This is a genomic window from Erwinia sp. AnSW2-5 (assembly GCF_045107195.1).
Lineage (GTDB): Bacteria > Pseudomonadota > Gammaproteobacteria > Enterobacterales > Enterobacteriaceae > Erwinia.
Window position 1 is genome coordinate 72,337 of record NZ_JBJGXA010000037.1, and the last position, 15,056, is coordinate 87,392.

General features: G+C 53.4%; 11 protein-coding genes. 6 read left to right on the forward strand and 5 right to left on the reverse strand.

Features of this window, described 5'->3' with window-relative positions; all coding sequences use genetic code 11:
- The first annotated feature begins 139 nt into the window (after positions 1 to 139).
- The gene (gene ampD / locus ACFL9S_RS21270; RefSeq protein ID WP_405263850.1) at positions 140 to 709 is read left to right on the forward strand and encodes a 1,6-anhydro-N-acetylmuramyl-L-alanine amidase AmpD; all 570 of its coding nucleotides are present in this window, start codon (positions 140 to 142) and stop codon (positions 707 to 709) included.
- 3 nt (positions 710 to 712) lie between these two features.
- Positions 713 to 1,567, forward strand: coding sequence for a beta-lactamase regulator AmpE (gene ampE / locus ACFL9S_RS21275; protein WP_405263851.1), 855 nt, complete (start codon positions 713 to 715; stop codon positions 1,565 to 1,567).
- Here the strand turns inward: ampE and ACFL9S_RS21280 are convergent.
- The 5 genes from ACFL9S_RS21280 to aroP (ACFL9S_RS21300) form a co-directional block, all read right to left on the reverse strand.
- Positions 1,538 to 2,512 carry a family 43 glycosylhydrolase gene (locus ACFL9S_RS21280; RefSeq protein ID WP_405263852.1) on the reverse strand — a complete coding sequence of 325 codons (975 nt, stop codon included), beginning with the start codon at positions 2,510 to 2,512 and terminating at the stop codon, positions 1,538 to 1,540. The genes ampE and ACFL9S_RS21280 overlap by 30 nt on opposite strands.
- The gene (locus ACFL9S_RS21285; RefSeq protein WP_405263853.1) at positions 2,509 to 3,924 is read right to left on the reverse strand and encodes a glycoside-pentoside-hexuronide (GPH):cation symporter; all 1,416 of its coding nucleotides are present in this window, start codon (positions 3,922 to 3,924) and stop codon (positions 2,509 to 2,511) included. Before ACFL9S_RS21285 ends, ACFL9S_RS21280 begins: the two co-directional genes overlap by 4 nt.
- 194 nt (positions 3,925 to 4,118) lie before the next feature.
- On the reverse strand, positions 4,119 to 4,391 hold the full coding sequence (locus ACFL9S_RS21290; RefSeq protein WP_405263854.1) for a hypothetical protein: 273 nt from the start codon (positions 4,389 to 4,391) through the stop codon (positions 4,119 to 4,121).
- 182 nt (positions 4,392 to 4,573) lie between these two features.
- The gene (gene aroP, locus ACFL9S_RS21295; RefSeq protein WP_405263855.1) at positions 4,574 to 5,929 is read right to left on the reverse strand and encodes an aromatic amino acid transporter AroP; all 1,356 of its coding nucleotides are present in this window, start codon (positions 5,927 to 5,929) and stop codon (positions 4,574 to 4,576) included.
- Positions 5,930 to 6,261: 332 nt separating this feature from the next.
- A complete protein-coding gene (aroP, locus tag ACFL9S_RS21300) occupies positions 6,262 to 7,620 on the reverse strand; it encodes an aromatic amino acid transporter AroP (protein WP_405263856.1) in 1,359 nt (452 codons plus the stop codon).
- Positions 7,621 to 8,106: 486 nt separating this feature from the next.
- Between aroP (ACFL9S_RS21300) and pdhR the strand changes: the two genes are divergently transcribed.
- From pdhR to lpdA, 4 genes are all read left to right on the forward strand, one after another.
- Positions 8,107 to 8,871 carry a pyruvate dehydrogenase complex transcriptional repressor PdhR gene (gene pdhR / locus ACFL9S_RS21305; protein WP_405263859.1) on the forward strand — a complete coding sequence of 255 codons (765 nt, stop codon included), beginning with the start codon at positions 8,107 to 8,109 and terminating at the stop codon, positions 8,869 to 8,871.
- Between the two features lie 135 nt (positions 8,872 to 9,006).
- On the forward strand, positions 9,007 to 11,670 hold the full coding sequence (gene aceE, locus ACFL9S_RS21310; RefSeq protein WP_405263857.1) for a pyruvate dehydrogenase (acetyl-transferring), homodimeric type: 2,664 nt from the start codon (positions 9,007 to 9,009) through the stop codon (positions 11,668 to 11,670).
- Between the two features lie 14 nt (positions 11,671 to 11,684).
- Positions 11,685 to 13,283: a pyruvate dehydrogenase complex dihydrolipoyllysine-residue acetyltransferase gene (gene aceF, locus ACFL9S_RS21315; RefSeq protein WP_405263858.1), complete on the forward strand. Its 1,599-nt coding sequence runs from the start codon at positions 11,685 to 11,687 to the stop codon at positions 13,281 to 13,283.
- Between the two features lie 292 nt (positions 13,284 to 13,575).
- On the forward strand, positions 13,576 to 15,003 hold the full coding sequence (gene lpdA / locus ACFL9S_RS21320; protein ID WP_405263860.1) for a dihydrolipoyl dehydrogenase: 1,428 nt from the start codon (positions 13,576 to 13,578) through the stop codon (positions 15,001 to 15,003).
- The last annotated feature ends 53 nt before the right edge of the window (positions 15,004 to 15,056 follow it).

Below are 15,056 nucleotides of genomic sequence, written 5' to 3' on the forward strand. Positions count from 1 at the left end.
CTATCTACGGTTGAGTGTGGAAATCGGATGCAAAAATATGAAAATATTTTTTTGCCACAGTAAAAAGGCTGACAGAGAAGTTTGATTAAGCTGAAAAAAATCATGTTAATCTGCGAGAGTCTGAACACAGGAGATGGGTATGCAGTTGCAAGATGGGTGGATCGCGGGTGTGCGGCATGTTCCGTCGCCGCATGTTAATCAGCGGCCTGACGATGAAGCACCTTCACTGTTGGTGGTGCACAATATCAGCCTGCCGCCCGGTGAGTTTGGTGGCCCCTGGATCGACGCGCTGTTTACCGGTCAGCTTGATCCTGGCATTCATCCCTATTTCGCCGATATCTGTCATTTACAGGTGTCTGCGCACTGCCTGATCCGCCGTGACGGCGAGATCGTCCAGTATGTGCCATTTCATCTGCGGGCGTGGCACGCCGGGGTATCTCGCTATCAGGGGCGTGAAGCCTGTAATGATTTTTCCGTGGGTATCGAGCTGGAAGGCACGGATACGCTGCCCTATACCGATGCGCAATATCAGGCGTTGCAGGCCGTGACGGCACTGTTGATACAGCACTACCCGACGATAGCGCAGCACATTACCGGGCACAGCGACATTGCGCCTGAACGTAAAACAGATCCTGGTCCCTCTTTCGACTGGGCGCGTTTTCGCGCCGATCTTGGGCATAACACCCTGACCACACTCAATGGGAGTTAAGGCATGACGTTATTCAGCCTGTTACTGGTTCTCGGATGGGAACGATTATTCAAAATGGGTGAGCACTGGCAGCTGGATCATCATCTGATGCCACTGTTCCGCGCTCGTCGGCGTTTCTCTTTGATGCGTACGCTGTTGATGACCGTGGTGATCATGGCTGTCGTCGCTGTGTGTCTGCTGGCGCTGAAAGGACTGTTTTTTGGCGTACCTAAGCTGCTGTTCTGGATACTGATCGGCCTGCTGTGCATTGGCGCCGGGTCGGTGCGTTTGCACTATCATGCTTACCTGAAAGCGGCCAGCCACAACGACACTGATGCGCATAATGCGATGATTGAGGAGTTGACGCTCATCCACGGTGTGCCCGGTGAGTGCAGCGAGCGCGAGTTTTTGTCTGAACTGCAAAATGCGCTGCTGTGGATTAACTACCGTTTCTATCTGGCACCGCTGTTCTGGTTCGTGGTTGGTGGTCCGTGGGGACCGGTGCTGCTGGTGGGTTATGCTTTCCTGCGTGCCTGGCAGAGCTGGCTGGCGCGGCAGCAGAACCCGCTGGCGCGAGCGCAGTCCGGTGTTGATGCCATTCTGCACTGGGTTGACTGGATCCCGGTACGGTTGGTGGGTGTCGCTTATGCCTTGCTGGGACACGGTGAGCGTGCATTACCCGCGTGGTTTGCTTCTCTGGGCGATCGCCATACGCCGCAGTATCAGGTGCTGACCCGTCTGGCCCAGTTCTCACTGGCGCGCGATCCCCACCTGGATAAGGTAGAGACCCCGCGCGTGGCAGTGATACTGGCGAAAAAAGTGTCGCTGGTGATCGTGGTGGTGGTGGCGTTACTGACTATTTACGGCACGCTGGTGTAACACGCTGTCTGCTGGTGGCGTGCCGAACTGCGGCATGCCATCGGCACTCCAGTTGAATGCTTTCACCCGGGTATGGCGGTTAGGATCGTACAACGGGTCACCTTCAATTTCGGTGTAATTGCGTGCGTGATACACCAGCACATCTTCGCCATTCTCCCCCTGCGTAAAGCTGTTGTGACCCGGACCATACTGATGATTCTCCCAATGGGTGGTAAACACGGGCGCCGCTGATTTGTGCCAGTTTTCTGGCTGTAGCGGGTCTGCATCGACATCGATCCATAACAATCCCATACAGTAATTCTCATCGGTGGCGCTGGCCGAGTAGCTGACAAACAGGCGCTGGCCGTGATGTATTGCTGCCGGGCCTTCATTGACGCTAAATCCTGCACATTCCCATTCATACTGCGGGCGGCTGAGCATCACCGGCTGGCCTTTGATCTGCCAGGGGGTTGCCAGCTCTGCCAGGTAGAGGTTGGAATTACCGGGGATGGCCGGATCTTTTTGCGCCCACAGATACCAGTTTTTCCCCTGATGGACGAAGTGCGTGGCATCCAGCGCGAAGCTGTCGATGGGGGTCAGGATCTGTCCACGTTCAACCCATTCTCCCTTCAGGGGATCGGCATCATCGCAGGTGAGGGCAAACATGCGGTGCTGAAACAGCCCCTGTTTAATCTCCTGTGAGGGCGCAGCCGCAAAATAGATCACCCACTGGCCGTCAATCAGATGCAGTTCGGGTGCCCAAATCAGGGCGCTCATGGCACCGTGCTCAGGTTTGCGCCAGACCACCACGGCATCGGCCTGTGCCAGTTCTGCCAGGGTAGCGGCGCGGCGTATCTCCAGACAGTCATACTCCGGCACCGACGCGATAAAATAGTAGCTTCCCTGATGGCGCAGGATAAAGGGATCGGCGCGCTGTTCAATCAACGGGTTCGGCCAGTGGCTCATCGTGCGGCTCCTTGTGGTTTGGTTTTCAGTTCTTTGTGATCGTGATAGTCGTTCAGTTCCTGATAGTTTGTGCGGCGCTGCTCAAGATCGCTCTGGATTTGCAGCATCAGTGTGCGGTCTACTTTCAGCAGGCGCACGACGCCAGCCGTAATCAGGTAACCCACGGCAGGGATAACGGTAAACAGCAGCACGATACCGTTGATCGCGGCCGGGCTTTGTTGTTTTGCACCCGCGTCGTAGCCGTACCAGGAGAGGAGAAAACCGACCATGGCACCGGCCACGGCCAGCCCGACCTTCAGGAAGAACAGGTTGCCGGAGAAGCTGATGCCGGTAATGCGTTTACCGGTTTTCCACTCACCGTAGTCATCCACGTCGGCCATCAGCGACCAGTGCAGCGGTGACGGAATTTGATGCAGGATGTTCAGCAGGAAGTACATCACCAGCACCAGTACCGTTGCCTGTGGGTCAAGGAAGTAAAAACCACCGGAAAATGCCGCCAGCACGATGTTGGTCCAGAAGAACACTTTCAGCTTGCACCAGCGGTCAGTCAGGATCTTCGCCAGCGTGCTGCCAATCATCATACCGACCACCCCAAGGCTGATAAACAGCGTGGCAAAATGAGTGGACTGTTGCATCACCCAGGTGACGTAGTACATGGTGGCAGCCATACGGATAAAGCCAGGGCAGACATTGCAGAAGGTCAGCAGCAATATGCGTACCCACTGATCGTTCTTCCACACGTCGCGCAGATCGGCCTTCAGGTCGTCATTGCTGGGTACCGCCGGGCGAATACGCTCACGTACCGTGGCGAAGCTGAACAGGAACATCAGCAGTGCCACCAGCGCCATGACGGCCATGGCCATCTGGTAGCCGCGCGCCTTGTTGTCACCGCCAAACCACTCTGCCAGCGGCAGCAGCGTCAGTGACAGGATCAGCGTGGCAATTCCGACCATCACAAAACGGTACGACTGGCAGGAGACGCGTTCGCCGGGGTCGTTGGTGATCACGCCACCCAGGGAGCAGTAGGGGATATTGATCGCGGTATAGGTCAGCGACATCAGGAAGTAGGTGGCAAACGCCCATACCACTTTGCTGTTATAGCTCCATTCTGGTGTGGTGAACATCAGCACACTGAACAGCACATAGGGAACGGAGATCCACAGTAACCAGGGGCGGAAACGACCCCAGCGGCTTTGAGTCCGGTCGGCTATCGCACCCATAATCGGGTCCGTCACCGCATCCAGTACCCTGACAGATAACAGCAGTACCCCCACCAACGCAGGTGCGAGTCCGAAGACATCGGTATAAAAATAGTTAAGAAAAAGCATGATGGCGCCGCCGATCATATTGCATCCGGCATCGCCCATTCCGTAACCAATTTTCTCTCTGACTGAGAGTTTTGAGCCCTTCATGGATAATTCTCCCGCGTAACCTTAGTGCTTGAGAGTATTCACGCTTATCGGGTGCGGTGCGCAGGTGCAATACGTCGCAGAGATGGACAAAATGCTTGGGAAGGGAAAAGTGTGAAGCAGATAACAATTCGGCCAGCATGTGCTGGCCGAATCAGAAACAGGCTTAATAAATATTCGGATCAATAGACGAATATTTATTTATGTGTAGGTTGTGCGGAAATAAATTCACTTGGTTTGAAAATGCTTTCAACCATTGATCCGAATGCGTCACCAATGAGGCCGCCAACTTTTTTACCCATATAGGCAGTAAGATTAGATAATAATGTATTGATGACTGGAATAGGAAGCAGGCCACCAATTGAACGTCCTATAAAGGAGCCTGATTGCTCTCCAATCCAGCCAGTGACATCGCGAAATATTCCAGCCCCGTTGACGACTTCAAGTTCCTGCGTGATAAGTTCTCTCATTGATAATGTCCCTATATTTATATGATAAAGAACAGCTTATAACTCGGTTGTTTTTCGTTGGCAATGGTTTCGTCGGATATCATCCTGAAAATAAATTTTATTCTATATGATACCCATCTTAGTTAGGTTTAACAGACAATAAAAAAGGCGCCGCAGCGCCTTTTACAACCAGGTGTAATCAGTCAGATTTTTTGTGAACGGTTTTTAACCCAGTAACCTACGCCGAGGATCAATATCCATACCGGGATTAACCAGACAGAGATCGCCATACCTGGGGTCATCGCCATCAGTACCAGAATTCCTGCCAGGAACAGCAGACAAATCCAGTTACCTAACGGATAAAGCAGTGCCGGGAAGCGGGTAGTGACACCCTGCTGATCTTTCTTACGGCGGAACTTCATATGCGCAAGGCTGATCATCGCCCAGTTAATCACCAGAGCAGAGACCACCAGCGCCATCAGCAGGCCAAAGGCCTCACCCGGCATCAGGTAGTTGAGCAGCACGCACAATGCAGTGGCACCTGCGGAGAACAGAATGGAGATCACCGGCACGCCGCGGCTATCGACTTTTAACAACGCCTTAGGGGCATTACCCTGCTGCGCCAGACCAAACAGCATGCGGCTGTTACAGTAAACGCAGCTGTTATAGACCGACAGCGCAGCCGTCAGGATCACCACGTTGAGGGCGTTTGCCACCAGCGCATCACCCAGTTCGTGGAAAATCAGCACGAACGGGCTGGTATCGGACGTCACGCGCGTCCACGGCATCAGTGACAGCAGCACCGTCAGGGAACCAATGTAGAAAATCAGAATACGATAAATCACCTGGTTGGTGGCTTTCGGAATGCTGGTTTCCGGGTTATCCGCTTCCGCCGCGGTAATGCCGACCAGTTCAAGGCCACCGAAGGAGAACATGATAATCGCCATCATCATGATTAGCCCGCTAAAACCATGGGGCAGGAAACCACCCTGTTCCCAAAGGTTACGCACGCTTGCCTGTGGGCCGCCAGTGCCGCTGAACAGCAGCCAGCAACCGAACAGGATCATGGCAACCACGGCAACGACTTTAATAATCGCGAACCAGAACTCCATCTCACCAAACACTTTCACGTTGGTCAGGTTGATGGCGTTGATGAGTACAAAGAACACCGCAGCCGACATCCAGGTGGGGATTTCCGGATACCAGAACTGAATATATTTGCCCACGGCGGTCAGCTCTGCCATCGCGACCAGAACATACAATACCCAGTAGTTCCAGCCGGAGGCGAAACCGGCAAAGTTGCCCCAGTATTTATAGGCAAAGTGGCTGAAGCTCCCGGCTACCGGTTCTTCTACTACCATCTCGCCCAGCTGGCGCATGATCAGAAAGGCAATAAATCCGGCAATCGCATACCCCAGTATGACGCCAGGCCCTGCGGATTGAATAACCGATGCACTACCCAGAAACAGACCGGTACCAACGGCACCGCCTAATGCGATCAGCTGAATATGGCGGTTTTTCAAGCCACGTTTCAGCGTTTCGCCCTGCTGATGTTCCATGTATGACCTCATGATGTTTTATTATTTTTTATGTCTACGGCTGGCCCTGTCATCCAGATGTATTGAAAACTTTACGCCACTGTGTAAGCAAATATAACTAAAAGCGTAGCCTCAGGATGAGAATAGTGCTATGTGCAGAGGTTTGCACTCGCTTTCTGATAAACACGCGCAGGAACGACTAAAAAACCAGCATGGCTTCTCATTTATCGCTGTATTTGTTGTGTCATAAATTGTCTAAAATGACGAATAACATTGTCTTATGACTGGGCGTTCTGAGGGGCTGAAGAGCGTTCCGGCCGGAGACAGCCGGAACGTGAGTCGAGGGAAGGGGATCAGGTGCGCGCAGTGCGGCGGCGTTTAATCTGATAACCGATAGCCAGGATGGCAATCCATACCGGGATCAACCACACCGAGATCGCCATGCCTGGCGTCATTGCCATAATCACCAGCACCCCAGCCATGAAGACCAGGCACAACCCGTTGCCAAACGGGTAGAACAGGGCTTTAAAGCGAGGCTGGACTCCCTGCTCGATGAGGCGTTTGCGGAACCGCAGGTGGGAAAGGCTGATCATCGCCCAGTTGATCACCAGCGTGGACACCACCAGCGCCATCAGCAGCTCGAAAGCGGAAGCAGGCATCAGGTAGTTAAGCAGTACGCCGAAGGCGGTCGCAGTGGCAGAAACCAGAATGGCAGACACCGGCACGCCGCGTGAATCGACTTTAAGCAGGGATTTTGGTGCATTTCCCTGCTGCGCCAGGCCAAACAACATGCGGCTGTTACAGTAAACGCAGCTGTTATAGACCGACAGTGCCGCCGTCAGGATCACTACGTTAAGCGCATTGGCGACCAGCGCATCCCCCAGTTCATGGAAAATCAGTACGAACGGGCTGGTATCCGCCGTCACACGTGTCCAGGGCATCAGCGAGAGCAGCACGGTGAGTGAACCAACATAGAAAATCAGGATGCGCCAGATCACCTGATTGATTGCTGTCGGGATACTTTTTTCCGGGTTCTCTGCTTCTGCTGCAGTCAGGCCGATCATTTCCAGCCCGCCAAAGGAGAACATAATGATGGCCATCATCATGACCAGCCCGCCGATGCCGTGCGGCATAAAGCCACCCTGGCTCCACAGGTTGCTGATGCTTGCCTGCGGGCCACCGGTATCGCTGAACAGCAACCAGCCGCCAAAGGCAATCATCGCGACGACGGCGATGACCTTAATAATGGCGAACCAGAACTCCAGCTCACCAAAGACCTTCACATTGGTCAGGTTAATGGCGTTGATAATCACGAAGAACACCGCCGCCGTCACCCAGGTCGGAATGTCCGGATACCAGAACTGGATATATTTACCTACGGCGGTCAGTTCGGCCATCGCCACCAGCACGTAGAGCATCCAGTTGTTCCAGCCGGAGGCCAGGCCTGCAAAAGCGCCCCAGTATTTATGGGCGAAGTGACTAAAACTGCCGGCAACCGGCTCCTCGACGACCATCTCACCGAGCTGACGCATAATCAGGAAGGCGATAAAACCAGCAATCGCATAGCCCAGAATGACGGCCGGACCGGCGGATTTGATCACCGATGCGCTGCCCAGAAACAGTCCGGTACCCACGGCCCCGCCTAATGCGATCAGCTGAATATGACGGTTTTTTAATCCGCGCTGCAGCGTCTCTCCCTGCTGTTGTTCCATGATAATCCTCGTAATGCGCTTTTTGTGTATGACTGTATTGGCAAAAAATCAGTAACGTACTGATATGTTTACACTTGTGTTAGTGCGTAAATGCGTATGAGTCTGGTATGGCGCAGAGAATAATGTTAGGAGCGGTACTTTGCACTTTCTTTCTCATTCTGTGCGCAAGATTGGATAAAAAACCAACGATCGCATCGGGTCTTTAAGGTAAATAGCCGGATGCGGATAGAGGTGAAAAACATGTTTTTTCTCTATCGGACGCTATCGACTAAGCTGCTGCCTGCTTTCGAAAAAATAACGAAATTTAACATATCGCTCCAGATAAACAGGGGCGTATTGATATGGGAATCCCTGATATGGAAGGAGACGATGGTCTGGTTTCAGGCAGTTGCCATATGGACATCAGGTGAATACTTTGTTACTTTACTGGCACCTTTTTGCAATTGGTATTACCAATTTACTCTGGCAAATCGAAAAGAAGGGATGATGGCCTACAGCAAGATCCGCCAACCTAAGCTCTCTGATGCTATCGAGCAACAGCTTGAGTCCCTGATTATGGAAGGGACGCTGCGTCCTGGAGAGAAACTGTTGCCTGAGCGAGAGCTGGCCGTGCAGTTCGATGTCTCCCGCCCCTCCCTGCGTGAAGCTATTCAGCGCCTCGAAGCGAAAGGCCTGCTATTACGCCGTCAGGGCGGTGGCACCTTCGTCCAGACCAATTTGTGGAAAAGCCTGAGCGATCCGCTCGTAGAATTACTTGCCGGCCATCCAGAATCCCAGTTTGACCTGCTCGAAACGCGTCATGCGCTGGAAGGGATTGCCGCCTACTACGCCGCACTGCGCGGCACTGACGACGATCTTGCACGTATCCGCGACTGCCATCTGCACATACAGACCGCCCAGCAAAATGGCGATCTCGACGCAGAAGCAGGTGCGGTGATGCAGTATCAGATCGCTGTAACAGAAGCGGCGCATAATGTGGTGTTACTGCATTTGCTTCGTAGCATGGGTCCGATGCTGGAACAGAACGTCAGACAGAACTTCGAAATGCTCTACACGCGTCGTGAGATGCTGGAGAAAGTAAGTAGCCACCGCGCCAGTATTTTTGAGGCGATTGTGGCACGTGAGCCAGAGCAGGCACGCGAAGCTTCACACCGCCACCTGGCGTTTATCGAGGAAGTATTGCTGGACAGAAGTCGGGAGCAAAGTCGTAGAGAGCGCTCCTTGCGACGTTTACAGCAACGTAAGGATTAACGCGTAAACATAACGCGGCACGTACCTATAAAGGTATAAACGACGGGCCTGTCTCTTTGTGTTTTGCCCACAGAGCACAAAGAGACAGGCTCCAGACAATTCAACGTAATTAGACACAGATAAGGAATACCCCCCATGTCAGAACGTTTAAATAATGACGTGGATCCGATCGAAACTCGCGACTGGTTAGAAGCGATCGAATCGGTCATCCGTGAAGAAGGTGTTGAGCGCGCACAGTATTTGATTGACCAGGTATTGAGCGGCGCACGTAAAGGTGGCGTTAAAGTGGCTGCTGGCGCGGGAGCCAATAACTACATTAACTCTATTGCTGTTGAAGATGAGCCGGAATATCCGGGCAACACGTCTTTAGAGCGTCGTATCCGTTCCGCGATTCGCTGGAACGCCATCATGACCGTTCTGCGTGCTTCCAAGAAAGATCTGGATCTGGGCGGCCATATGTCTTCCTTCCAGTCTTCTGCCACCGTATATGAAGTGTGCTTTAACCACTTCTTCCGTGCGCGCACTGAAAAAGACGGCGGCGATCTGGTTTATTTCCAGGGCCACATTTCTCCGGGCGTTTATGCGCGTGCATTCCTGGAAGGTCGTTTGACCGAAGACCAGATGAACAACTTCCGTCAGGAAGTTGACGGTAAAGGCCTGTCCTCTTACCCGCACCCTAAACTGATGCCTAACTTCTGGCAGTTCCCGACCGTTTCTATGGGCCTTGGCCCTCTGGGTGCGATCTATCAGGCTAAATTCCTGAAATACCTGGAACACCGTGGCCTGAAAGATACCTCTCAGCAGACCGTTTACGCCTTCCTGGGCGACGGCGAGATGGATGAGCCAGAATCTAAAGGCGCGATCACTATCGCGACCCGTGAAAAACTGGATAACCTGGTCTTCATCATCAACTGTAACCTGCAGCGTCTGGATGGCCCAGTTACCGGTAACGGCAAGATCATCAACGAACTGGACGGCATCTTCGGTGGCGCTGGTTGGGAAGTGATCAAAGTGATCTGGGGCGGTCGTTGGGATGAGCTGCTGCGTAAAGATACCAGCGGTAAACTGATCCAGCTGATGAACGAAACCGTTGACGGTGACTATCAGACCTTCAAATCCCGTAACGGCGCCTACGTGCGTGAGCACTTCTTCGGTAAATACCCGGAAACTGCTGCACTGGTGAAAGATCTGACCGACGATGAGATCTGGTCTCTGAACCGTGGTGGTCACGATCCGAAGAAAGTCTTCGCTGCACTGAAAAAAGCGCAGGACACCAAAGGCAAACCAGTGGTGATTCTGGCACATACCATTAAAGGTTATGGTATGGGTGAGACTGCCGAAGGCAAAAACATCGCCCACCAGGTGAAGAAAATGAACATGGATGGCGTGCGCTATATCCGTGATCGTTTCAACGTGCCGGTTAGCGATGAAGCCATCGAAAAACTGCCGTACGTGACCTTCGATAAAGGCTCTGACGAATACAACTACCTGCACGGTCAGCGTGAAAAACTGGGCGGCTACCTGCCAACCCGTGAGCCGAAATTCAGCGAGAAGCTGGAGATGCCGGTGCTGGAAGATTTCCGTCAGCTGCTGGATGAGCAGAACAAAGAGATCTCAACCACTATCGCTTTCGTGCGTGCCCTGAACGTGATGCTGAAGAACCCGTCGATCAAAGATCGCCTGGTGCCAATCATTGCCGATGAAGCGCGTACCTTCGGTATGGAAGGTCTGTTCCGTCAGATCGGTATCTACAGCCCGAATGGCCAGCAGTACACCCCGCAGGACCGTGAGCAGGTTGCTTACTATAAAGAAGACGAGAAAGGTCAGATCCTGCAGGAAGGCATCAATGAACTGGGTGCAGGCGCATCGTGGCTGGCGGCGGCAACGTCTTACAGCACCAACAACCTGCCAATGATCCCGTTCTACATCTACTACTCCATGTTCGGTTTCCAGCGTATCGGCGACCTGTGCTGGGCAGCAGGCGATCAGCAGGCTCGTGGCTTCCTGGTTGGCGGGACTTCCGGCCGTACCACCCTGAACGGTGAAGGTCTGCAGCACGAAGATGGCCACAGCCACATTCAGTCTCTGACTATCCCGAACTGTATCTCTTACGATCCAGCTTACGCTTACGAAGTCGCGGTCATCATGCATGACGGTCTGGTGCGTATGTACGGCGATGCTCAGGAAAATGTCTACTATTACATCACCACACTGAACGAAAACTACCACATGCCAGCAATGCCGGCCGGTGCAGAAGAAGGTATCCGTAAAGGTATCTACAAACTGGACAGCAAAGCAGGTAGCAAAGGTAAAGTTCAGCTGCTGGGTTCAGGTTCTATCCTGCGCCACGTGCGTGACGCGGCAGAGATCCTGGCGAACGATTACGGTGTCGGTTCTGACATCTACAGCGTGACTTCCTTCACCGAACTGGCCCGTGACGGTCAAGACTGTGAGCGCTGGAACATGCTGCACCCAACAGAAGAAGCCCGCGTGCCGTACATCGCTCAGGTGATGAACGATGCACCTGCTGTGGCATCAACTGACTATATGAAACTGTTCGCCGAGCAGGTTCGCAGCTATATCCCTGCCAGCGATTATCGCGTACTGGGTACTGATGGCTTCGGTCGTTCAGACAGCCGTGAGAATCTGCGTCACCACTTCGAAGTGGATGCGTCTTACGTGGTGGTTGCAGCCCTGGGTGAACTGGCTAAACGTGGCGAAATCGACAAACAAGTGGTGGCAGACGCTATCGCTAAGTTCGATATCGACGCTGATAAAGTCAACCCACGTCTGGCATAAGAGGTAATAGAGTAATGGCTATCGAAATTAATGTCCCAGACATCGGCGCAGACGAAGTTGAAGTCACCGAGATTCTGGTCAAAGTGGGCGACACTGTAGAAGTTGAGCAGTCACTGCTGGTAGTTGAAGGCGATAAAGCCTCAATGGAAGTGCCGTCCCCACAGGCTGGCGTGGTTAAAGAGATCAAAGTCGCGACCGGCGATAAAGTCGAAACCGGCAAGCTGATCATGATCTTCGAAGCGGCAGGCGGTGCAGCAGCACCGGCAGCAGCCGAAGAGAAGAAAGAAGAAGCGGCTCCGGCAGCCGCTCCTGCTGCGGCCCCGGCGGCCAGCGCAGCAAAAGACGTTAACGTACCGGATATCGGCGGCGACGAAGTTGAAGTCACTGAGATCATGGTTAAAGTGGGCGACAAAGTTGAAGCTGAACAGTCGATCCTCACCGTTGAAGGCGACAAAGCCTCAATGGAAGTGCCTGCGCCATTCGCCGGTACGGTTAAAGAGATCAAAATCAGCACCGGCGACAAAGTCAGCACCGGCTCTCTGGTGATGGTCTTCGAAGTGGAAGGCGCTGCTCCAGCAGCGGCTCCTGCTCCGGCCGCTGCTGCTGCACCTGCTCCGGCTAAACAGGAAGAGAAAGCGGCTCCGGCTGCTGCGCCTGCGAAAGCGGATGCGAAGTCAGAATTCGCAGAAAACGATGCTTACGTTCATGCCACCCCGGTTATCCGCCGTCTGGCGCGTGAATTCGGTGTAAACCTGGCGAAAGTCAAAGGCACCGGACGTAAAGGCCGTATTCTGAAAGAAGACGTGCAGAGTTATGTGAAAGACGCGGTGAAACGCGCTGAAGCACCTGCTGCTGCTGGCGGCGGTCTGCCAGGCATGCTGCCTTGGCCGAAAGTGGACTTCAGCAAGTTCGGTGAGATCGAAGAAGTTGAACTGGGCCGTATCCAGAAAATCTCTGGTGCGAACCTGAGCCGTAACTGGGTAATGATCCCACACGTGACTCACTTCGACAAAACCGACATCACTGAGCTGGAAGCGTTCCGCAAACAGCAGAACACTGAAGCTGAGAAGCGTAAGCTGGATGTGAAGTTCACCCCTGTGGTGTTCATCATGAAAGCGGTCGCGGCTGCGCTTGAGCAGATGCCACGCTTTAACAGCTCGCTGTCTGAAGATGCACAGAAACTGACGCTGAAGAAATACATCAACATCGGTGTGGCGGTTGATACGCCAAACGGTCTGGTGGTTCCAGTGTTCAAAGACGTGAACAAGAAAGGCATCACTGAGCTGTCCCGCGAACTGATGGCTATCTCCAAGAAAGCTCGCGATGGCAAACTGACTGCTGGCGAAATGCAGGGCGGTTGCTTCACCATCTCCAGCCTCGGTGGTATCGGGACGACCCACTTCGCGCCTATCGTCAACGCGCCGGAAGTGGCTATCCTCGGTGTTTCCAAGTCTGCGATTGAGCCGGTCTGGAATGGTAAAGAGTTCACGCCGCGTCTGATGATGCCGATGTCACTCTCCTTCGACCACCGTGTTATTGACGGTGCTGATGGTGCGCGTTTCATCACCATCATTAACAACGCACTGGCCGACATTCGCCGCCTGGTGATGTAGTCCTGAAGAAGGCCGGCGCAAGCCGGCCTTGTTGTATACCCGTCATTCTTGACGCTGCAACTGTGTTGGTTGCGTGCATTCGCCCTGGTCACTTACAGAGTAAGCTCCCAGGGACTCTTGCACTGATCGCCTTGCTGCAACGCCAATTATTTAGGGTATGAGAAATTCGTGGCGCCGTGGTTTGCAGTTTATTAACAATTCTGTAAACTCTTGCGGTGAATGGGATCCGGTAACTAAAGGGTGTTGAAAGTTAAAGCAGTTGACCCGCCGGACAATCAATTAAGAGGTCATGATGAGTACAGAAATTAAAACTCAGGTCGTGGTACTTGGGGCAGGTCCTGCAGGCTACTCTGCAGCCTTCCGTGCAGCGGATTTAGGTCTGGAGACCGTGATCGTTGAGCGTTACAACACCCTCGGTGGTGTTTGTCTGAATGTTGGCTGTATCCCTTCTAAAGCCCTGCTGCACGTGGCGAAGGTGATTGAAGAAGCCAAAGCGCTGGAAGCACACGGTATCGTGTTCGGCAAGCCGCAAACAGACATCAACAAGATTCGTACCTGGAAAGAGAAAGTCATCACCCAGCTGACCGGTGGTCTGGCGGGCATGGCGAAAGGCCGCAAAGTGAATGTGGTCAACGGTCTGGGTAAATTCACCGGTGCTAACACGCTGGAAGTCACCGCTGAAGACGGTTCTAAAACCGTTATCACGTTCGACAATGCCATCATCGCGGCGGGTTCCCGTCCGATTGAACTGCCATTTATTCCACATGAAGATCCACGCGTGTGGGACTCCACTGATGCGCTGGAACTGAAAGAAGTGCCTGAGCGTCTGCTGGTTATGGGCGGCGGCATCATCGGTCTGGAAATGGGCACCGTGTATCACGCGCTGGGTTCTCAGATCGACGTGGTAGAGATGTTTGACCAGGTGATCCCGGCGGCTGATAAAGACGTGGTGAAAGTCTTCACCAAACGTATCAGCAAGCAGTTCAACCTGATGCTGGAAACCAAAGTGACTGCGGTTGAAGCCAAAGAAGACGGCATCTATGTCACGATGGAAGGCAAAAAAGCCCCGTCAGAACCACAGCGTTACGATGCGGTTCTGGTAGCGATTGGCCGCGTACCTAACGGTAAAGGCCTGGATGCTGGCAAAGCGGGCGTGGAAGTGGACGAGCGCGGATTTATCCGTGTCGACAAGCAGCTGCGTACCAACGTGCCACACATCTTCGCTATCGGCGATATCGTGGGTCAGCCAATGCTGGCACACAAAGGTGTGCATGAAGGCCACGTCGCGGCAGAAGTGATTTCTGGTCTGAAGCACTACTTCGACCCGAAAGTGATCCCATCGATCGCCTACACTGAGCCAGAAGTTGCCTGGGTCGGTCTGACCGAGAAAGAAGCGAAAGAGAAAGGCATCAGCTATGAGACGTCCACCTTCCCGTGGGCAGCATCAGGCCGTGCTATCGCTTCCGACTGTGCAGACGGCATGACCAAACTGATCTTCGACAAAACCACTCACCGCGTGATCGGTGGTGCGATTGTTGGCACCAACGGCGGCGAGCTGCTGGGTGAAATCGGTCTGGCTATCGAGATGGGTTGTGATGCTGAAGATCTGGCGCTGACCATCCACGCTCACCCAACCCTGCACGAATCGGTTGGTCTGGCGGCGGAAATCTTCGAAGGTAGCATTACCGACCTGCCAAACCCGAAAGCGAAAAAGAAATAACTCGCTTTTGTGTTTAAAAAACGGCTCCTGCTGAACTGCACCCAAAAAGTTGG